Below are 19,643 nucleotides of genomic sequence, written 5' to 3'. Positions count from 1 at the left end.
ATGATCGTTGCGGGAGAGGACAAGCGACAACAACACCGCGCAAGCGGCTGGTGGGGCGACAAGACGTTCGCCGACCTGTATTTCGCCAATGCGGTGGCGCATCCCGACCGGCTGGCGCTGGTCGATGCGCCCAACCGCGGCGACTTCGCTTTCGGCGAACCGCAGCGGCTGATCTACGCCGAGCTGGCCGCCGAGATCGATCGGCTCGCGGGCGCGCTCGTCGCCGCGGGGATCGGCAAGGACGATGTGCTGCTGGTCCAGCTGCCAAACATCAGCGAGTTCGTCGCGCTCTATTTCGCCGCGGCGAAGATCGGCGCGGTCGTCAGCCCGGCGGCGGTGCAATATCGCAGCCATGAACTGAAGGGCATGATCGGCGTCGTTGGGCCCAAAGCCTTCGTCTGCGCAACTCAGGTCAAGGGCTGCGATCATGTCGGGGTTGCGGCACCGCTGCTTGACGGCATCGCGCTGATGACCTTTGGCCCCAACCCGCCCGCGGGCGCGCTCGACCTTTCGACCGTCGGGGGCGACCCGGACGCGCTCGTCGCGCATGTCGCGTCGAACCCGGTCGATGCCGACGATATCTTCACCATCTGCTGGACCTCGGGCACCACCGGCGTTCCCAAGGGCGTGCCGCGCAGCCACAACCACTGGATCGCGGTCGCGGCCGCGGGATATGAGGCGTTGAAGGTCGGGCCGGGCGATGTGCTGCTCAACCCCTTCCCGCTCATCAACATGGCGAGCATCGGCGGCATCACCATGTGCTGGTTGACCAGCGCGGGGACGATGGTCCTTCACCATCCCTTCGATCCCGGCATCTACCTCAAGCAGATCGCCACCGAGCGGCCGAGCCTGACGATCGCGCCGCCCGCAGTGCTCAACATGCTGCTCCAGAACGAAGCATTGCTCGCGTCGGTCGACCTCTCCAGCCTGCGTGTGATCGCCTCGGGCTCGGCGCCGCTCGCGCCCGCGATGGTGCGCGGTTTCCAGGAAAAGCTCGGCATCATCATCGTCAACGTGTTCGGGTCGAACGAGGGGATGAGCTTCATCACCGGCGAAGGCGACATGCCCGATCCCGGCAAGCGCGCGAGCCTCTTCCCGCGCCGCGGAACCTATCAGCGCCCCTATGGCGAAGGCCGCGCGCCGAACATCGAAAGCCGGCTGGTGCCGCCCAGCGGCGGCGATCCGATCGAGGCCGACGGCGTGTCGGGCGAACTCCAGATCCGCGGACCGACGCTGTTCGAGGGCTATCACAACGCCCCCGAGCGCACCGCCGAAGCCTTCACCGACGACGGCTGGTTCCGCACCGGCGACCTGTTCGAAATTGCCGAGAACGGCGACTTCTACCGCTTCGTCGGCCGCTGCAAGGACCTCATCATCCGCGGCGGCGTCAACATTTCGCCCGAGGAGATCGACCAGCTGCTCGGCGGCCATCCGTTGCTGGCCGAAGCCTGCGTCTTCTCGCTCCCCGACCCGACGATGGGCGAGCGCATCGGTCTCGCCTATGTCCCGCGCGGCGATGACGACGTCGGCTTGCCCGAGGTCGCCGACTATCTGCGCGGCCACGACCTCGCGGTGTTCAAGCTGCCCGAGCGATTGTTCCGCGTCGACGCCTTGCCGCGCAACGTCACCAACAAGGTGATGCGTAGCGAAGTGCGCGAACAGGCGCTCTCCACTCTCGAAAAGGAAGCCTGACATGGCGAAGGACGTCTTCATCCTCGGCGGCGCGCAGAGCGATTTTGCGCGCAACATGGAACGCGAGGGCGGCGGGCTGTTCGAACTGTTCCGCGACGTCGCCGAAGCAGCGTTCGTCGCTACCGGGATCGAGCCCAGAGAGGTCGAAACCGCGCATGTCGGCAATTTCGTCGGCGAATTGTTCGCGGGGCAAGGTCAGCTCGGCGGTTTCTTCGGCCATGTGCACCCCGACCTCGCGGGCGTTCCGGCGTCGCGTCATGAAGCCGCCTGCGCGTCGGGCAGCATCGCGATCCTCGCCGCCGCGGCCGAAATCGAGGCCGAGCGTTACGGGCTGGCGCTGGTGCTCGGCATCGAGCTGATGCGCAACGTCCCCGGCCAGCGCGCCGCCGAATATCTCGGCGCCGCCGCCTGGGCCGAGCGCGAGGCGCAGGAAGCGCGTTATCTCTGGCCGTGGATGTTCGCGCGCGTCGCCGAGGAATATGACGAACGCTTCGGGCTCGACCGCGCGCATCTGCGCGGGATTTCGGCGAACAATTTCGCGAATGCGAAGAAGAACCCGAACTCGCAAACGCGCGACTGGGCGGTGACCGACGATCATCTCGGCGAGAATGACGAGGTCAACCCGCTGATCGAAGGCTCGCTTCGCAAGTCCGATTGCGGGCAGGTCACCGACGGCGCAGCCGCCATCTTCCTTGCCTCGGGCGAGGTGGCCGAGGCCTATGCCAAGCGGCGCGGCATTTCGATCGACTCGATCCCGCGGATCAAAGGCTGGGGACATGCCACCGCCCCCCTGCTCTATTCTACCAAAGTTCAAGACAGCCGCGGCGGCGATTATGTCTTCCCAAGCGTGCGCAAGGCGATGATGGACGCGCTGCGCCGCGCCGAGATGCCCGATATTTACGCGTGCGACGGTGTCGAGGTGCATGATTGCTTCTCGATCACCGAATATATGGCGATCGACCATTTCGGCATCACTCCGCCCGGCGAAAGCTGGCGCGCGGTCGAGGATGGAACGATTGCCTTGGGCGGAAAATTGCCGGTCAATCCGTCGGGCGGGCTGATCGGCCTTGGCCATCCGGTCGGCGCGACGGGGGTCAGGATGCTGCTCGACAGCTGGCGGCAAGTCACCGGCAATGCGGGCGATTACCAGGTCGAGGGGGCACGCAACTTCGCGACCTTCAACGTCGGGGGCAGCGCGACCACAGCTGTCAGTTTCGTCGTCGGCACCTGATTTGCCGCACCCCGTCTTTCTATACGATGCCGTGCGGACGCCGCGCGGCAAGGCGCGGCCCGATGGAGGGCTTGCCGGACTGAGCCCGCAGGAGTTGGTGCGCCAGCAGGCGGCGGCGCTCGCGGTGCGTTGTGGCGACATCGCGGCGACACCCGATGCGCTGATCCTCGGCTGCGTCACGCAGACCGGCGCGCAGGGCGGGCATATCGCCCTGGTGTCGAAGCTGCATGCGGGCCTGCCCGACACGGTGGCGGCGCACAGCATCAACAATTATTGCGCGTCGGGGCTGTCGGCGATCGGTCAGGCGGTCGCGAAGGTCGCAAGCGGCGAAGCGACGCACGTGCTGGCCGGGGGTGTCGAATCGATGAGCGGCGCGCCTTTTCTCGGCGATTGCGCGGGTTTCTATACCAACGACGAACTTCCGCCCCGCGCGCGCTTCGTCCCGCCTGTTCTCGCGGCCGATCGCCTTGCCAATGCCGAGGGCATCAGCCGCGCCGAACTCGATGCTGTGGCTCTCGCTTCGCAACGAAAGGCGGGCACCGCCGAAAACAACGCCACGCTTCAAAAATCGCGGATCACAACAGGCCCGCTGGTCGGCGAGGAGTGTATTCGTCCGCAAACCACCGCGGAATCACTCGCCGCCGCGCCGCCCGCGTTCGGCGAATTGCAGCAGCAATATGCCGGCGCACTCGAAGGCGCGAGGTTCGAGCCGCTCCACAGCATAGCGCACGCCCCGCCGATCTGCGATGGCGCCGGGCTCGCGCTGGTCGGCGGCGCAGGTCTTGGCCCTGCCCCACGCGCGCGCGCGATCGCTTTTGCCGAGAGCGGCGGAGATCCGGCTGCGTCGCTGACCGCGGGCTTCGCGGCGATGGACAAGGTGCTGGCGCGCGCCGGGCTGACCCTGGACGACATCGACCGGATCGAGTTCATGGAGGCCTTTGCCGTCACTATCGCCAAATTCCTGCGCGACCGCGAAGCCGATCCCGCGCGCGTCAATGTCAGCGGCGGGCACCTCGCCAAGGGGCACCCGATGGGGGCAAGCGGCGCGATCCTGACCTCGACCCTGCTCGATGCGCTCGACACCTGCCGCGGCCAATACGGCCTGGTCGTGCTGACCGGCGCGATGGGGGTCGGCGCGGCGATGGTCGTCGAACGACTGTAAATCCCGATTGCGCAAAACTGCCGTTCCGCTATGGGCGGCGCGTGCGGGGCTTGCTCCGCATATGATCGCGCCGGTGCCCGAGAGGGCTTAAAATGGGAACGCGGTAGGCGTGTCGGAAGGCGCGCCGAAACCGAGGCTGTCCCTGCAACTGTAAGCGGCGAGCGAGATGCACTGGTCCGGAATTGCGGATCAGCCACTGGGGAAACCTGGGAAGGCGTGCATCAAGCCCTGACCCGCGAGCCAGGAGACCTGCCGGCGTGGGTCGCTCAATGCCAAGGCCCAGGGAAAGGCCACGGCACGGAGGATTCCGTCGAGCGACGACCAAGCGGCTGGGGCCGCTTCGGTGCCGGGGTTGCAGGCCTTTACGCCACTTGCGACGCCAGCATCGGTCGATCGCGCTCGCGTTTCGGCAGGCTCCGCCTTCGTTGCCGGCGTGCGGGGGCCTCCCATGTTGAAATCCACGACCCTATCCTTGATCGCACTGACGGCGGCGACGCCCGCTTTCGCGCAGACCGGCGACGATATCGTCGTCACCGCGTCGGGCATCGAACAGCCCCGCGACGAGGCGGGGCAAGCGATTACCATCATCGACGCCGATACGATCGAGACGCGTCAGTCGGTCGACGTCGTCGACCTGCTCGCCACGACCCCGGGGGTGCGGTTCAGCCGGACGGGCAGCATGGGATCGGTGGCGAGCATATCTCTGCGCGGCGCGGAAACGACGCAGACGCTGGTGCTGATCGACGGCGTCAAGGTCAACGACCCGAGCGGCATCGGCGACGGATATGATTTCGGGCACCTGCTGACCGGCAATATCGACCGGATCGAAGTGCTGCGCGGGTCGAACTCGGTCGTGCACGGCAGCCAGGCGATCGGCGGCGTCGTCAGCCTGACGACCGCGACCCCGGCTAAAGGCTTTGCCGCCAAGGGATCGGCCGAATATGGTTATAGCGACAGCTTCACCGGCAAGGCCGATGTGTCGGGCACCGCCGGACGCATCTCGGGCGGCATCGGCGGCGCCTATTTCCGCACCGACGGCATTTCGTCGGCGGCGGTCGGCACCGAGAAGGACAGTTACAAGAATTTCGCCGGCAACGCGCGGTTGAAGGTCGCGTTCAGCGACGCGCTGAGCCTCGACCTGCGCGGCTATTATATCAACGCCGACCTCGATTATGACAGCTTCTTCGGCGCGCCGGCGGACAGCGCCGACGTCGCGAAGCTCGACCAATATGTCGGCTATGCGGGGCTAAACCTCGGCCTCTTCGACGGCCGTTTCACCAGCCGCGCCGCGGTGACCTGGCTGCGCAACGACCGCGATTATTATTTCGTGCGCGGCACTGCGCCCGACTATGGCTATTCGGGCACCAATTTGCGCTTCGAATATCAGGGCGTGGTGACGCCCGTCGAACAGGCCAGGCTGATCTTCGGTTACGAGCATGAGCGCCCCGATTATGATTTCTTCGGCTTTGGATCGACCGACAGCCAGCGCGCGAACATCGACAGCGTTTATGCGCTCGGCATCGTCCAACCGTTCGCCGGACTGTCGGTGACGGGCGGGGTCCGTCATGACGATCACAGCCAGTTCGGCGGCGCGACGACATTCGGCGCCAACGCCAATTATTCGCCGAATGATGGCGCAACCAATGTGCGCGCAAGCTATGGCGAGGGATTCAAGGCGCCGTCGCTTTACCAACTGTACGACGCTTTCAGCGGCAATGCGGCGCTGCGCCCCGAACGGTCGAAAAGCTATGATGTCGGGATCGACCAGAGCCTCGCGGACGGGCGTGCGCTGGTCTCGCTCACCGCGTTCCTGCGCAACACCAACGACCAGATCAATTATGACAATACGGCCTTCACCTATGGCAATATCGACCGCACGCGCGCGAAGGGCGTCGAGGCGACGCTGGCGCTGAGGCCGGTCGACGCGCTGAACGTCACCGCATCATACAGCTATATCGATGCGCGCGACCGCTCGGGACGCGCGGTGTTCGACGGCAAGCGCCTGCCGCGCCGCGCCGAACATGCGGTCAGCCTGTCGGCCGATTATGATTGGTCGTTCGGCCTGTCGACCGGCGCGACGCTGACCATGGTCGGCGACAGCTTCGACGATGCGGCGAATGCGGTGCCGCTCGATGGCTATGCGCTGGCGGGCATCCGCGCCTCCGTCCCGGTCGGGCCGAATTTAGAGATTTACGGCCGCGTCGATAATCTGTTCGACGCCGATTATGCGACCGCCTTCAATTACGGCACTTATGGCCGCGCCGCCTATGGCGGCGTGCGGGCGCGCTTCTGATGAAGACGCGCACCGACGCCGAACATGCGGCGAAGATGAAGAAGATCCAGGCCGCGCAGAACAAGAAGGTCGCGGCGAAGACGGTCGAAAAGGGGCTGGTGATCGTCCACACCGGCCCCGGCAAGGGGAAGACCTCTGCCGCACTCGGCATGGCCGTCCGCGCGATCGGTCACGACATGAAAGTCGGTGTCGTGCAGTTCGTGAAGGGCGCGATGGCGACCGGCGAGAAAGCGGTGTTCGACCGCTTTCCCGATCTGATCGAGTTCAAGCCGATGGGCGAAGGCTTCACTTGGGACACGCAGGACCGGACGCGTGATATCGCGGTGGCACGCGAGGCTTGGGAGGAAGTGAAGCGCATGATCGCCGAGCCGAGCTATGCGATGGTGATCGCCGACGAGCTCAACATCGTGCTGCGTTACGATTATCTGCCGGTGGGTGAAGTGCTCGATGCGCTCGCCGCGAAGCCGCATATGACGCATGTGGTTATCACGGGACGCAACGCGCCCGAAGCGCTGATCGACGCGGCCGACCTGGTGACGGAGATGGTGCAGGTGAAGCATCCGTTTCGCGAACAGAATGTAAAGGCGCAGAAGGGAATCGAGTTCTGATGCGGCGACTCGGTCTTGCGGCGGCAGCGGCGCTGCTCGGCGCCGCAGGGCTGCTTTGGGCGGCCTCCCCTGCGCCGCGCGCCAAAGCGCCCCGAGTTCCGCAGCGCATCGTTTCGATCAACCTGTGCGCCGACCAGCTCGTCCTCGCACTCGCCGACAAGGGGCAGATCGCGGGGCTGACGAAAAATGCCACCGATGCCGAAATGTCGGGCGAGGCAGCAAAGGCGCAGGGCATCCCGCAGCTCAGCAATTCGGCCGAGCAGATATTGGCGATCGAACCCGATCTGATCGTCGGCATGCCCGCGAGCCGCAGCGCGGCGCTCAGCGCGCTGCCCGAACAGACCTATCCGCTGCTCGACCTCGACACCGCGAACACGCTTGGCGGAATCTATGCGTCGATCCGCCAGACCGCCGTTGCTATCGGCCATCCCGAACGTGGCGATGCGCTGGTCGCACGGATGGAGGGCGAACTGGCCGGCCTGCCCAAACCGGGCCGCGGCCGCGTCGCCGCTTATTATCAGCGCCGCGGCTATATGACGGGCACCGGCACGCTGATCGACGAGCTGATGATGCGCGTCGGGCTGGTCAACCTTGCCGGCAAGCTCGGCAAGCCGCCGCTGTCGCAACTGAGCATCGAGGAGATGGTCGCGGCACAGCCCGATTATCTGATCGTCGAAAGCGCGACCGACAAGGTGACCGATCAGGGGAGCGAAATGCTGCACCATCCGGCATTGAAGGATATTCCGCGCATCAGCATGCCGCAGGCGTGGACGGTGTGCGGCAGCCCTGCATACACGCAAGCCGCGCGCAGCATGGCGGCGCAGATCGTGCGCCTCGACGGGGGCCGGTTATGAGCCGCTTCGCCCCGCCACGCTGGTCGCTGATCGCGGCGCTGGCGGCGCTGGCCTTGGTCGCCGCGGTCGCATCTTTGCTGTTCGGCGCGGTCGACCTGTCGGTCGCCCGGCTGTTCGCCGCCGCGACGGGCAGCGGCGACAAGGTGGCGTCGATCATATTGTTCGACCTGCGCCTGCCGCGCACCGTGCTGGCGCTCGCGGTCGGCGCGATGCTCGGGCTCGCAGGGGCGGCGCTGCAAGGTTATCTGCGCAATCCGCTCGCCGAACCGTCGGTGCTCGGCACGTCGAACGCGGCGGCGCTCGGCGGCGTCGCGGCGATCTATTTCGGGCTGGCCGAAATCCATCCGATCATATTGCCGCTGCTCGCGACCGGAGGCGCGCTCGTGTCGCTCGCTTTGTTGTTCGTGCTGGCGGGCAAGGCCGAGAGCCCGCTGACCTTGATCCTGGCGGGGATCGCGGTCGGGACGCTGGCGGTTGCGGGAACCAGCCTTGCGCTCAACCTGTCGCCCAATCCCTTTGCGGCGATGGAGATCATGACCTGGCTGCTCGGCAGCCTCGAGAACCGGTCGTTCGATCATGTTTGGATCGCACTGCCGTGCATCGCGATCGGCGCGGCGATGCTGCTGTGGAACGGCCGCGCTCTCGACGCGCTGACGCTCGGCGAGGATGCGGCGCAGGCATTGGGCACCGACCTTCAGAAAACGAGGCTGCGGCTGCTGATCGGCACCGCGATCGGGGTTGGCGGCGCGGTCGCCGTGACGGGCGCGATCGGTTTTGTCGGGCTGATCGTGCCGCACCTGATCCGGCCGCTGACCGACCGCAGCCCGTCGGCGATCCTGCTACCTTCTGCCATCGGCGGCGCGGCGTTGCTGACGCTCGCCGACCTGGGCGTGAGGATAATCCCGACGACGAACGAGCTGAAGCTCGGCGTCGTCACGGCGTTCCTCGGGGTGCCGGTCTTCCTTGTCCACCTGATGCGGGAGCGCCGGCTATGGTGACCATCACGCTGAAGGACGTCGGCGTCACGCTCGGCCGGCGCGCGGTGGTGCACGGTGTCAGCGCGGCGTTTGGCGTGGGGACGCTGACCGGGATCGTCGGCCCCAATGGCGCGGGCAAGTCGACGCTTGCGCGCGCGATGCTCGCGCTGGTGCCCGCGAGCGGAACGGTCGAAGTCGATGGCGCCGATGTCGCGGCGATGCCGCGTGCCGACCTCGCCCGGCGCGTCGCTTATGTGCCGCAGGGCCAGACGCTCCACTGGCCGCTTACGGTCGAACGGCTCGTCGGGCTGGGGCGCCTGCCCCACCTTGCGCCGATGTCGCGGATTGCCGACGCCGACAACGCCGCGATCGAGCGCGCCATGGCGCGCGCCGACGTGCTGGACCTGCGCGACCGGATCGCGACCGAGCTGTCGGGCGGCGAGCGCGCTCGGGTGCTCTTCGCGCGCGCGCTGGCGGTCGAGGCGCCCGCGCTGATCGCCGACGAACCGCTCGCGAGCCTTGACCCCCGTCACCAGATCGATGTCATGGATATGCTTCACACCGAGGCGACAGGCGGCGGGCTGGTGATCGCGGTGCTCCACGACCTTACGCTCGCCGCACGCTATTGCGACCGGCTACTGCTGATCGACAGCGGGCGGATCGTCGCCGACGGCGCGCCCGCCGAGGTACTGACCGCCGCGCGGCTGCGCGCGGTGTACGGGATTGACGCGGCGGTCGAGACGGGCGGCGAATGGCCGACGATTACCGTCCTCGGCCGTGCCGGGGGTTAGGCAGTGCTCCCGCCGCTGCGACACATGCCGACGACATAGTCGATAATCATCCGGTCGCGCTGCGGCGACGGCGGGCCGAGCACGCCCTGCGCGTGCGGCGGCAGGTGATCGACCGCATGCGTCGCGCCTTCGCCGAAGACATAATGGTCGAACCAGCTTTTCCAGGCGGCGCGCTCGGTATCGGGGAGTTCGCGGATCGAGTGCATCGCAAGCATCAGCGCGGCGAACGGGAAACGGTCCTGCCGCTTGCCGAACCAATAATTGACGAGCACATTGAGCGCGCCGTCGCTGCGCACATGGTGCCACCACATCGGCGGCATATAGATGGCGTCGCCGGGCAAAAGGTCGGCGACGAGCTTGTAGCGCTCGGCCCTGGCATAAAGCGGGTAACGCGCATGATCGGGATGGTCTGGGTCGACCATGCTCGTCGGCTGGCCCGCGATCGTGCGTTCGACCGGACCGACATAGAGGTTCGCGATCTGCTCGGGCGGGAACAGCGTGAAGCACCGCTGTCCCGCGACGACGACCGCGATGTTCGCAGCCATGTCGTAATGCGGAGCGATGCGGCTAGCGTTGCCGACCCAGATGCGGGGATCGACGCCGGTGTCGACGGGCAGCGGGTTTTCGGCGGCAAAGCTCGCGACGCTCTCGGGCGTCGGGGTCGACCCGGCGTAGAGGCTCGGCGCGTCGGCGGTCTCGCGCAGCACGAGCAGCTGCTCGACGAGCATGGCCATCGGCATTTTCTCGCTGCGAAAATTCACCCCGCGCATGTCGTCCGAATAGAAATAGCGCCCGCCGGCTTCGGGCGGGCCGACGAGCACGGTGAGCGGGTTGCCGGTGTCGCGCGCGGCGAGCCAGGCCGCGATAGCCACGTCGCCTTCGCGCGCGGCGGCGACGGCGGGCCAGTCGGCGGCGATGCCGCGGAGGATGACGGGGCGCTCGGCTGCCGCCACGGCGCGCGCGATTGCGGCATGATCGCTACCGGCGATTTCGTCCAGCGTCCCGCTCACTTCGTTTCCCCTGCCCCTAGCGGGCGGGTTCGACCCGCACCGTCCGGCTGGCGCGCTTGCCGTCGGCGGAACGACTGCGGAGGTCGACTGCGCCGCCGACCGCGACGGGCCCGGCATAGCGCGTCCACGCGCCGCCTTCGACCCGATACTCGATTGTCGTACCGGGGAACATGCTGTTCGCCTCGAGCCTGCCGTTCGCGATGCGCGCGCCCGGCGGCGCAACGCGATAGGCGACACCGATCTTTTCGAGCATCGGGAATTGCGCCGCGGTGCGTCCGGCGAAATCCTGCCAACCGGCTTTGAGCCGGGCGGCATCGACGCGCGGGTCGGCCCATATATAGCTGGCGCCCGCCTGATAGGCCGGGGTCCAGGGCGCAGGGCTCCACGCGCGCTCGGCAAGCGCAAGCAAGCGGGGGAAGAGCATATAATCGACCTGCGCGTCGGTGCGGATCGTCTCGCTCCAGAGTTGTGCCTGAAGGCCCGCGACGCGGTGGCCGGGCTGGAGGACGGGCTTGTCCTCGATGGGTTTGCCTTCGGCGTAAATGCTGCGAATCGTCGCGGCGTTGGCGGGCAGGTTTTCGGGCATGAAGCCGAACACCTGATAGGGATCGACCCCGCGCGAGGCCCAATCATAACCGCCCTCGTCGGGATGCGGCGCATAGGGCATGTCGAAATAGCCGAGGTCGGGGATCGACAGCACAACGTCCCAGCCGCGGTTCAGCTGATCATGCGCCTCGCGGATCGCACCGGTGTGGAGCACGCCCCAGATGTTGGTCTGGACCGCCTGCGGCATTGCGGCGGTTTCGGTATGCCCCATGCCGTCGCTCCACCCGCCGGCTTTCAAACCCTTGGCGGCGAGGCTTTCGCTCACGCGTTCGATGAAGCGCGGGGTGAGCTTGCCGGCATCGCCGCCATTCTCCGCAATCATCGCTTTGCACGCCGGCGAACCCACCCAGGCTCCCGCGGTCTCGTCGGCACCGAGGTGGAAGGTCTTGAGCGGCGCCCCTGCCTCTCTGTGCATCGCGGCGAGCGCGTCGACGACGGTATCGACGAAACGATAGGTCGCAGGCAGGCAGACGTTCAGCGTATTGTCGTTATAATTCTGGATGCTGCGATATTCGGTCGTGTCGGCCTGGTCGATCAGCCGATATTCCGCGGCTTCGGCCGTCTTGCCCGCCGCGTTCAGCCGGGCATGGCGCAGTTCCATGGCCTTGATCGCCGCGCGACTGTGGCCGGGCATGTCGATCGACGGGATCACCTCGATCTGCCGCGCCGCCGCAGCCTGCACGATCGCGACATAGTCGGCGGTGGAGAGGTAGCCGTTGACGCTGCCGGTCCCGTCGGGTCCGGCTCCGAGTTGCGGCAGGAGACAGGTCTTTTCTTCGGGATCATGGCAGCGCTTCGAACCAATCTCGGCGAGTTCGGGGAGCGCGGGGATTTCGATGCGCCAGCCTTCGTCTTCGGCGAGGTGGAGGTGGAGCTTGTTGAGCTTGTACGTCGCCATCGCCTCGACGAGCTTCAAAATCTCGTCGCGGCTGTGGAAGTTACGGCCCAGATCGATGTGCAGGCCGCGGAAGCCATATTCGGGCGCGTCCTCGACGTGCAACGGTGTCAGCTTGCCCTTTTCGAACGCCGCCTGCTGCGCGAGCGAGCGCAGCGCGTGGCTCGCGCCCGCGGCGTCGTGCGCGGTGATTGCGATGCCCGACGCTTTGGCATCAAGGATATAGCCCTCGACCTTGGGCGCCGCTGCGGGGTCGACCCGGATCGTCAGCGGCAATGCGCCGGTTTCGGGGGCGCCCAGCGCGGCGAGCGCGGGTGCGACGGCGCCGCGCTCGACACCGTTCAGCGTCAGCGCGACGCCGCGGCCGAGATCGACGGCCGTTCCCTTGCCCTGCACGGCCTTTGCGGGCTTCGGCAGGATAACGATCCCCTTCGCCTCGGGCGCGAGCCGCCCGGCCTGCAGATCGAACGTGCGCTCGGCGGTCAGCCAGCGCGTCTTGTCGGCGTCGCTCTTGGTCGCGAGCTTTGCCTCGTCGGTCATCGGCGCAACGAAGGGCAGGATTTCGAGACCCGTCCCGGGATCGATCACCGCGCGGGTCGCCGCGATCGTGCGCGGCCTGAGCCCGTCGGCAACGAGATAGGCGTTGGGCATGCCGAACGCCTTCGAGAAGTTCGACCCGACGCCCCACAGCCTGATTTCATGTTTCGCGCCGGGGCGCAGCGCGGCGCCGGGCTTGAGCACGAGTTGCTGGACGTCGCCGTTGACCAGCCGGTGCGTGAAGATGTCGCTTTCGACGAGCGGCAGCCGGTTGACGAAGCTGAAATAGAGCGAGAGCCCCTTTGCGGGCAGATCGGCGGGAAGCGTCTCGGGCAGCGTCAGCGTGATTATCGACAGGAAGCAGGCGTCGATCCCGGCCGGGCATTCGGGGCCGTTATCGACCATGGTGAGCTGGTAGCCGAGCGTGTCGGCAAAGCGGTCGAGCGATGTCTGCGACGGCGCTTCCGCCGCCAGTAGCTGCGGCGCGGCGAGTGCCGCCATCGCCATTGCCGTCCAACCCGCAGCCCGCATGCTTTTTCTCCCGCTCGACAATTTGTATCTAATTTGTCATGCAGTCGCGGGCGGGTCAACGCCTTTCAGATTCGACAGAATTGAAAGGAAAAATGGCAAAATGACGACAAATGAGACTTTTCGCTTCATTGCATCGATCCTGATTGGTTTTACATTGATATTGTCACCGGGTTTCGCTGCCGCGAAGCAGCCGCGCCCCGTTGTGGTTGGCTATCTCGCGGCGTTCAAGGGGCTGGAGATGTCGATCGCGCGATCCGACCTGTCCGCCTTCACCCACTTCAACCTGTCCTTCGCCAATCCCGATGCCGAGGGGCGTTTCGTTCGCGACGGGCGGATGACGTGCATGAGCGACGAACAAGGCGCCAACCTGTCGGTCGAGGCGCTGCGCGCGACCGTCGCGATGCTGCAGGCAAGCGGCGCGAAAGTGCTGATCTCGACCGCAGGTGGCGTGATTCCAAGCTGTTCGGGGGACTGGAAGGTCTTGCTCGCGCCCGAGCGGCGCGCTGCGACGGTGGCAGCGCTGATCGAGCTGGCCGATACGCTGGCACTCGACGGCATCGATATCGACATCGAAGGACAGCTGCTGACCGAGATTGACCGCGCCGGCGACTATACCCCGTTTATCGCGGCGCTGTCCGGAGCGATGAAGGCGCGTGGCAAACTGCTGACCTGCGCGACCGCTTCTTACGAAGGTGGGATGATCCCGGTGGGCTCAATCCGCTATTTCGATCTTGTCAACATCATGTCCTATGACGCGATCGGGCCGAGTTGGGGCCAAGCAGGAACCGAGCACAGCAGCTATGCGATGGCCGCGCGCGATCTCGACCTGTGGCTGGCGCGCGGCGTCGCGCCGGACCGCCTTGTCCTCGGCGTCCCTTTTTACGGCTATGGATTCGGCGGCGAAAAGGCGAATTGGTCCTATCGCGACCTTGCCGCCGCACATGGCATAAATGCGACCAAAGCCGATGTCATCGGCGAGCTTTGCGCCGGGTGCCGCTATATCAGCTATAACAGCCCCGCCGCGATCGCCAATAAATCGCGACTCGCCGCCGAAAAGGCGGGCGGCGTGATGGTGTGGGAATTGTCGCAGGATACGCCCGATCACGCGCTGACGACCGCCATCAAAGAAGGGCTTTCGCGCGAATAAGTCGCAACAAGGTTGACGCAAGGATACCAATGCAACACATGCTGCGCTATGGCTGGTCCTATCGACCGGCATGCCGGAGCCATCGAGTGGAGCATCGTCCTTGTCATTGATCGAACGCGTGGGTCCGCTCCAGAAGGACGATCCGACACCGCTTTACCTGCAGTTGCAGAAAATCCTGCGCGACGCGATCGAGGGGCAGGTCGTCAAGGCCGAAGAAGCGATCCCGACCGAGCGCGACCTCGCCGAGGAATTCGACGTGTCGCGCATCACGGTGCGCAAGGCGATCGACGGGCTGGTCGCCGACGGCATCGTCACGCGCCGCCGCGGTGCGGGGACGTTCGTCACGCGGCCGCGCGTCGAAAAAAGCTTTTCGAAGCTCACCTCCTTTTCGGAGGACATGAAGTCGCGCGGAAGGCGGCCGACGAGCAAATGGGTGAGCAAGACCGCGGGCGCGGTGACCCCCGAAGAGGCGTTGTCGCTCGGCCTGTCGCCGGGATCGCTCGTCTATCGGTTCCACCGCATCCGTTACGCCGACGACACGTCGATGGCGCTCGAATATGCGACGATCCCCGCGTACTGCCTGCCGTCGGTCGAGGCCGTCGGTGCGTCGCTGTACGAAGCGCTGGAAGCGGCGGGACACCTGCCGGTGCGCGCGCTGCAACGGCTGCGCGCGGTCGCCTTTACCGCCGAACAGGCGGATATCCTGGGGATCGAGGCGGGAACGCCCGGGCTGTTCATCGAACGGCGCGGTTTCCTGTCCGACGGGCGCACTGCCGAGTTCACGCAAAGCTATTATCGCGGCGATGCTTATGACGTCGTGGCGGAGCTCAACGGCTAACCCAGCCCCCGCAGAAACGCGATGTGAGGCGGCAGCTCGGCGAGTTGCTCGGCGACGCGGCCGCGCAGCGCCCCGAGGCGTGATGCCAGTTCGTCAGCGGAGAGGCCGTCGGCGATCGGGTGCCAGCTTTGCGGCCGCACCCCCTGCCCGGTCAGCACGGCATGCCAGTTGGTCGGGCCGAACAGGTCGCCGGGCTCGAACAAGATGTTGCCGGTGGCGCGGAACGCCTCGATCCGCTCGGCAAGTGTATCGGGCATACCTGCCGCGGCGACGTCGCGCCAGAATGGCGTGTCGTTGCGGTTCGCGAGCGCATAATGGGCGATCACGAAATCGCGGATCGTCCGATACTCGTGCAAGGCATCGCGATTGAAGCGCGCGACGACACGGGGATCGATCGCATCGCGCGGCAGCAGCGAAAGCAGCCGGATGATCGTCGTCTGGATCAGGTGGATCGAAGTCGATTCCAGGGGCTCGAGAAAGCCCCCCGCGAGCCCGATCGCGACGCAGTTGCGGTTCCAGATCTCCTTGCGATGCCCCGCGGTGAAGCGCAGCCGGTTGGCGTCGGCGAGCGCCGGCCCGGGCAGGCGCGCGCGCAGCAGCGTCTCGGCCTCGTCATGCCCCAGATGCGCGCTCGAATAGACATAGCCATTGCCGTCGCGATGCTGGAGCGGGATGCGCCATTGCCACCCCGCCTCGCGCGCGGTCGAGCGCGTAAAGGGCGCCGGGTCGCCCTCGCCTTCTGACGGCATGGCGACCGCGCTGTCGCACGGTAGCCAGCGGCTCCATTCGGCGTAGCCGGTCTGGAGCGCACCTTCGATCAGCAGGCCGCGAAAGCCCGAGCAGTCGACGAACAAATCGCCCTCGATCGTCCGGCCGTCGTCCATTTCGATCGCGGTGATAAAACCGTCTTCGGGATCGAGGCTAACGTCGGCGACCTTGCCCTCGATCCGCACGACCCCCCTGTCCTCGGCATAGGTTCGCAGGAATCGGGCATAGGCGGCGGCGTCGAAATGGACGGCGTGATGCACCGGCCCGTGGCGCGTTGCGGGGGCAAACCGGCCGGCGCGCGCGGCCATCGTTTCGAGGTTGTAGGGCGCCTGGTCGGGATCGCCCCCCGCCGCGAGATGGCGCAGCCAATAATGATGGAAGTGGATGCCCGCCATTTCGATGCCGAAATAGCCGAAGGGATGGAAATAGTGGTGCCCCTCGCCGCCCCAGCCATCGAACTGGATACCGAGCTTGATCGTGCCATGCGTCGCGCGAAGGAATTCGGCTTGATCGATCTTCAGGTAGCGGTTGAATTCGTGGATCGGCGGCACGGTCGCCTCGCCGACCCCAATGGTACCGATCGCTTCGGATTCGACGAGAGTGATGGCATGCGACTGCCCCGACAGCGCGCGGCCGAGCGCCGCCGCCGTCATCCAGCCCGCGCTGCCGCCGCCGACGATGACGATGCGCCGCACGGGGCGCTGGCGCGCGCTCATCGGCGTATCCGTCGCAGGGCTTCGGCGTGGGTTTCCATCGCGTGCACCTCGCTCGCCACGGCGCGGAGCTGGCGCTGAAATTCGGCCATCAACGCCTGTTCGTCGACGAGCAGCGCCTGCGGGTCGAAGCTGCGCGGAACGACGCCATGCCCCGCCATGACGAGCGCCCAGCTATCCTCGACATACGCCTCGTGATTGAAATGCGCGAACATGCCGCGGGCGGCGAAAAGGTCGATCTTTGACGCGAGTTCGTCCGAGACCGGCGCGGTCCGGGCGGCGTCCCAATAGGGCTCGCCAACGCGGGCATTGAGGCGGAAATGCTGCGCGGTGAAATCGCCGACGCGCGCCCGGGTGCCGGCAAGTTCCTCATTATAGATATCGGCCTCCGGCATCGCGGCGCGATCGATCGGCCAGAGCAGCACCAGCTGTGCGATCGCAAGCTGGAGCAGGAGCAATTCGGCGCCGTCGAGCGCGGGCGCGGCGCCCGCCGCGCGACCGACCGCGACGACGTTACCGATCCACGGGCGCGGGCGCGCGGCGGTGGCGAGCGACGCGGGCGGAGCGGCGTCCACCGGGCGTCCGATGGCCGCCGAAAGCGCGGCGCGTGCATCGGCGTCGGACAGCAGCCGGCCGTCATAGCAAAATTCAATCGCGGTCCGGTTCGCAAGCGGGATCATCGTCAGCCATCCGGCGGAATGCGCGGCGACGCGGCTGTAGAGCGGCAGCGGATCGAAGGCAGGCACCGACGCGCGGACGATCCGGTCGCAGAAGCCTCGGCGCGTCACATCGTCGTCGGGATCGAGCGCGGCGATCAGCGCGCCGTCGGTGTCGATAAACAGGTCGGCATCCAGTCGCTCACCATCGGCGAGGTCGATCCGGTCGAGGCGGCCACCGGCCGCATGGACCGCAGCCCGCGCAACCGAAACGATGCGAATATCCGCCTGCTCGCACGCCGCGCGGAGCAGCCGGACATAGCCGGGGGCATCGAGATGCCAGCCCGCCTTCACCGCCTGCCGCGTCGCCGCTTCGCGCGGTGCGCCGGTGCGGCCCTGCTTCGCGGCGGCGGCGGCGAGGCAGAAATCCTCGAGCGCGACGCGCAAGCCTGCCCCCCGCGCGCGCGTCCAGTGCTGGACGAAGGGCAGCGAGGCGAAGGCGCTGCCGGCGTCGCCATAGGCGTGGAGGAAAGCGTCGTCGCCGCCCGACCAGCCCGCGAATTGCTGTCCCATGTTGATCGTCGCGGCGGCGCCGGCGGTCAATGCGGCTTCGTCGATACCGAGCAGACGGTGGAAGGTCGCCAGATCAGGCGATGCGATGAGTGCGGCATGCGCTGGCGATTCTTCGCCGGTGTCGATCCATGTGACATCGGTTCCGAGCCGGGCATAGGCGCGGCTGACCGCTAGCGCCGCCATCGCCGCCGCAACGCCGCCGCCATAAACGACCACCTGCTGAACCGAATGCGTCATGGTGCGGGCGCCGGGCAGTAACCCGCGATGAAGTCGGCATGCGACGGCACGGTCGCCGCCGCGTCGGCGATCGTCGCCGCCAGATTCGCGAGCCGCTCGTTCACCGTCGCGGCGGGCAATATGTCGGCGAGGCGGTCAGCGGCGCTCGGCTCGATCCCCTGCCCGACGAACACCGCCTGCCAGCTCGGCGGCCCGAACAGGCCGTCGCGATAGGCCTGGACATGGCCGCGATGGCGGAAGCGATCGATCTTGCCTGCAAGCGTATCGGGCAGATCGATTGCCGTCACGCGCTGCCAGAGCGGCGCGTCGGGCTCGTTCGCGATATAGTGAAGGATCAGGAAGTCGCGGATGCGATCATATTCGACGTCCATCACGCGATTGAGCTCGGCGCGCAGCGCGGGATCGATCGCGCGTTCGGACGGCATCAGCGTTAGTATGTGCATGATCGCCATCTGGACGAGGTAGATGCTCGTCGATTCGAGCGGCTCGAGGAAGCCGCCCGCGAGGCCCATGCCGATGCAATTGGCAGCCCACGCCTTTTTGCGCTTGCCCGCCTTGAAGCGCAGCACGCGCGGATCGGCGAGCGCTTCGCCGTCGAGATTGGCGAGCAGGGTCGCCGCCGCCTCGTCGTCCGAAATATCGGCGCTCGAATAGACATAGCCGTTGCCGGTGCGGTGCTGGAGCGGGATGCGCCATTGCCAGCCCGCCTCGCGCCGCGTCGAGCGCGTATAGGGCGTGAAATCGGGCGAGCGCGCCGAGGGCACCGCCTGCGCGCTGTCGCACGGCAGCCAGTGCGACCAATCCTCCAGATCGACGCCGAGCGTCTGCCCGAGCAGCAGCGAGCGGAAGCCCGAGCAATCGACGAACAGGTCGCCTGCGATGCGCCCGCCCGATGCAAGCTTGACCGCCGCGATATCGCCGCTTTCACCGTCCTGTTCGACTTCGACGATGCGCCCCTCGACGCGCTCGATCCCGCGCGCCTCGGCCCAGCCGCGCAGGTATCGCGCGTACAGGAAGGCATCGAGATGATAGGCGTAGGCGAAGGCATTGCGCACGTCGCCCGCGTCGCCGTTCGGCAACATGAAACGGTTTTGCAGCGCGGTGACGATCGGGAAGCAATAGTCGAAGAGCGGCGCGGCGGTGCCGGCGCGGCGCGCGCGGATCCAGTAGCTGAAGAAATCGGCCTCGCCGATCGGGCGCCCGAAAGTACCGAAGGGGTGGATATAGCGATCGCCCTCGCGTCCCCAGTTGACGAACTCGATGCCGAGCTTGAAGCTCGCCTGTGTCGCCTTCATGAACTCGACTTCGTCGAGCCCGAGGAAGTCGTTGAAATCCTTCATCTGCGGCAGCGTCGCTTCGCCGACGCCGACGGTGCTGATCTCTTCCGATTCGACGAGGCGGACACGAAAACGCGTGGGGTCGAGCTTCGCGGCGCAGGCCGCAGCGCACATCCAGCCGGCCGTCCCGCCGCCCACAATCACCAGTTCGAATTTATCCCCCATACAGGATCCAGCTTAGCGCCAG

The 19,643-nt window shown here is 66.7% G+C and carries 15 protein-coding genes and 1 riboswitch; of the genes, 10 read left to right on the top strand and 5 right to left on the bottom strand.

Annotated features, from left to right (window positions below; all coding sequences use genetic code 11):
- From HDC29_RS14970 to HDC29_RS14935, 8 genes are all read left to right on the top strand, one after another.
- The gene (locus HDC29_RS14970) at positions 1-1,692 is read left to right on the top strand and encodes a class I adenylate-forming enzyme family protein (protein ID WP_179499048.1); all 1,692 of its coding nucleotides are present in this window, start codon (positions 1-3) and stop codon (positions 1,690-1,692) included.
- A 1-nt stretch (position 1,693) separates the two neighbouring features.
- On the top strand, positions 1,694-2,923 hold the full coding sequence (locus HDC29_RS14965) for an acetyl-CoA acetyltransferase (protein ID WP_179499046.1): 1,230 nt from the start codon (positions 1,694-1,696) through the stop codon (positions 2,921-2,923).
- 1 nt (position 2,924) lies between these two features.
- Complete coding sequence (locus HDC29_RS14960; RefSeq protein ID WP_257018315.1) at positions 2,925-4,085, top strand: acetyl-CoA C-acyltransferase; 1,161 nt, start codon at positions 2,925-2,927, stop codon at positions 4,083-4,085.
- A 54-nt stretch (positions 4,086-4,139) separates the two neighbouring features.
- A riboswitch (cobalamin riboswitch) is annotated at positions 4,140-4,357 on the top strand.
- 176 nt (positions 4,358-4,533) lie between these two features.
- Positions 4,534-6,378 carry a TonB-dependent siderophore receptor gene (locus tag HDC29_RS14955; RefSeq protein ID WP_179499042.1) on the top strand — a complete coding sequence of 615 codons (1,845 nt, stop codon included), beginning with the start codon at positions 4,534-4,536 and terminating at the stop codon, positions 6,376-6,378.
- The gene (gene cobO, locus HDC29_RS14950; RefSeq protein WP_179499040.1) at positions 6,378-6,986 is read left to right on the top strand and encodes a cob(I)yrinic acid a,c-diamide adenosyltransferase; all 609 of its coding nucleotides are present in this window, start codon (positions 6,378-6,380) and stop codon (positions 6,984-6,986) included. The genes HDC29_RS14955 and cobO overlap by 1 nt, the downstream gene beginning before the upstream one ends.
- Entirely contained in the window at positions 6,986-7,840 is an 855-nt protein-coding gene (locus HDC29_RS14945) for an ABC transporter substrate-binding protein (RefSeq protein ID WP_179499038.1), read from the top strand. Before cobO ends, HDC29_RS14945 begins: the two co-directional genes overlap by 1 nt.
- Positions 7,837-8,838, top strand: coding sequence for an iron ABC transporter permease (locus tag HDC29_RS14940; protein WP_179499036.1), 1,002 nt, complete (start codon positions 7,837-7,839; stop codon positions 8,836-8,838). Before HDC29_RS14945 ends, HDC29_RS14940 begins: the two co-directional genes overlap by 4 nt.
- Positions 8,832-9,608 (top strand): ABC transporter ATP-binding protein, encoded by a 777-nt coding sequence (locus HDC29_RS14935; RefSeq protein ID WP_179499034.1) that lies wholly within the window; start codon positions 8,832-8,834, stop codon positions 9,606-9,608. Before HDC29_RS14940 ends, HDC29_RS14935 begins: the two co-directional genes overlap by 7 nt.
- Here the strand turns inward: HDC29_RS14935 and HDC29_RS14930 are convergent.
- Together HDC29_RS14930 and HDC29_RS14925 are read right to left on the bottom strand one after the other, a co-directional pair.
- Entirely contained in the window at positions 9,605-10,618 is a 1,014-nt protein-coding gene (locus HDC29_RS14930; protein WP_326914521.1) for a cupin-like domain-containing protein, read from the bottom strand. The genes HDC29_RS14935 and HDC29_RS14930 overlap by 4 nt on opposite strands.
- Positions 10,619-10,634: 16 nt before the next feature.
- On the bottom strand, positions 10,635-13,187 hold the full coding sequence (locus HDC29_RS14925; RefSeq protein ID WP_257018314.1) for a family 20 glycosylhydrolase: 2,553 nt from the start codon (positions 13,185-13,187) through the stop codon (positions 10,635-10,637).
- Positions 13,188-13,287: 100 nt separating this feature from the next.
- On the opposite strand from HDC29_RS14925, the gene HDC29_RS14920 reads away from it, so the two are divergent.
- Together HDC29_RS14920 and HDC29_RS14915 are read left to right on the top strand one after the other, a co-directional pair.
- A complete protein-coding gene (locus HDC29_RS14920; RefSeq protein ID WP_179499030.1) occupies positions 13,288-14,334 on the top strand; it encodes a glycosyl hydrolase family 18 protein in 1,047 nt (348 codons plus the stop codon).
- Between the two features lie 100 nt (positions 14,335-14,434).
- On the top strand, positions 14,435-15,172 hold the full coding sequence (locus HDC29_RS14915) for a GntR family transcriptional regulator (protein WP_179499028.1): 738 nt from the start codon (positions 14,435-14,437) through the stop codon (positions 15,170-15,172).
- Here the strand turns inward: HDC29_RS14915 and HDC29_RS14910 are convergent.
- From HDC29_RS14910 to HDC29_RS14900, 3 genes are read right to left on the bottom strand one after another with little or no spacing between them, the layout of a single operon-like run.
- Positions 15,169-16,656 carry a tryptophan halogenase family protein gene (locus HDC29_RS14910; RefSeq protein WP_179499026.1) on the bottom strand — a complete coding sequence of 496 codons (1,488 nt, stop codon included), beginning with the start codon at positions 16,654-16,656 and terminating at the stop codon, positions 15,169-15,171. The genes HDC29_RS14915 and HDC29_RS14910 overlap by 4 nt on opposite strands.
- On the bottom strand, positions 16,653-18,119 hold the full coding sequence (locus HDC29_RS14905) for a tryptophan 7-halogenase (RefSeq protein WP_179499024.1): 1,467 nt from the start codon (positions 18,117-18,119) through the stop codon (positions 16,653-16,655). Before HDC29_RS14905 ends, HDC29_RS14910 begins: the two co-directional genes overlap by 4 nt.
- Complete coding sequence (locus HDC29_RS14900) at positions 18,116-19,621, bottom strand: tryptophan halogenase family protein (protein WP_179499022.1); 1,506 nt, start codon at positions 19,619-19,621, stop codon at positions 18,116-18,118. The genes HDC29_RS14905 and HDC29_RS14900 overlap by 4 nt, the downstream gene beginning before the upstream one ends.
- Between the last annotated feature and the right edge of the window lie 22 nt (positions 19,622-19,643).

It is taken from the genome of Sphingopyxis sp. JAI108 (genome assembly GCF_013410105.1).
Lineage (GTDB): Bacteria > Pseudomonadota > Alphaproteobacteria > Sphingomonadales > Sphingomonadaceae > Sphingopyxis > Sphingopyxis chilensis.
The sequence above is the reverse complement of the archived record's forward strand: the minus strand, read 5'-3'. Positions and strand labels throughout refer to the sequence as shown.

What these genes read in the sequence shown, in the direction of transcription:
- HDC29_RS14970 (WP_179499048.1), top strand. Translation starts at nt 1, where the DNA reads ATGATCGTTGCGGGAGAGGACAAGCGACAACAACACCGCGCAAGCGGC.
- HDC29_RS14965 (WP_179499046.1), top strand. Translation starts at nt 1,694, where the DNA reads ATGGCGAAGGACGTCTTCATCCTCGGCGGCGCGCAGAGCGATTTTGCG.
- HDC29_RS14955 (WP_179499042.1), top strand. Translation starts at nt 4,534, where the DNA reads ATGTTGAAATCCACGACCCTATCCTTGATCGCACTGACGGCGGCGACG.
- cobO (WP_179499040.1), top strand. Translation starts at nt 6,378, where the DNA reads ATGAAGACGCGCACCGACGCCGAACATGCGGCGAAGATGAAGAAGATC.
- HDC29_RS14945 (WP_179499038.1), top strand. Translation starts at nt 6,986, where the DNA reads ATGCGGCGACTCGGTCTTGCGGCGGCAGCGGCGCTGCTCGGCGCCGCA.
- HDC29_RS14940 (WP_179499036.1), top strand. Translation starts at nt 7,837, where the DNA reads ATGAGCCGCTTCGCCCCGCCACGCTGGTCGCTGATCGCGGCGCTGGCG.
- HDC29_RS14935 (WP_179499034.1), top strand. Translation starts at nt 8,832, where the DNA reads ATGGTGACCATCACGCTGAAGGACGTCGGCGTCACGCTCGGCCGGCGC.
- HDC29_RS14925 (WP_257018314.1), bottom strand. Translation starts at nt 13,187, where the DNA reads ATGCGGGCTGCGGGTTGGACGGCAATGGCGATGGCGGCACTCGCCGCG.
- HDC29_RS14920 (WP_179499030.1), top strand. Translation starts at nt 13,288, where the DNA reads ATGACGACAAATGAGACTTTTCGCTTCATTGCATCGATCCTGATTGGT.
- HDC29_RS14910 (WP_179499026.1), bottom strand. Translation starts at nt 16,656, where the DNA reads ATGAGCGCGCGCCAGCGCCCCGTGCGGCGCATCGTCATCGTCGGCGGC.
- HDC29_RS14905 (WP_179499024.1), bottom strand. Translation starts at nt 18,119, where the DNA reads ATGACGCATTCGGTTCAGCAGGTGGTCGTTTATGGCGGCGGCGTTGCG.
- HDC29_RS14900 (WP_179499022.1), bottom strand. Translation starts at nt 19,621, where the DNA reads ATGGGGGATAAATTCGAACTGGTGATTGTGGGCGGCGGGACGGCCGGC.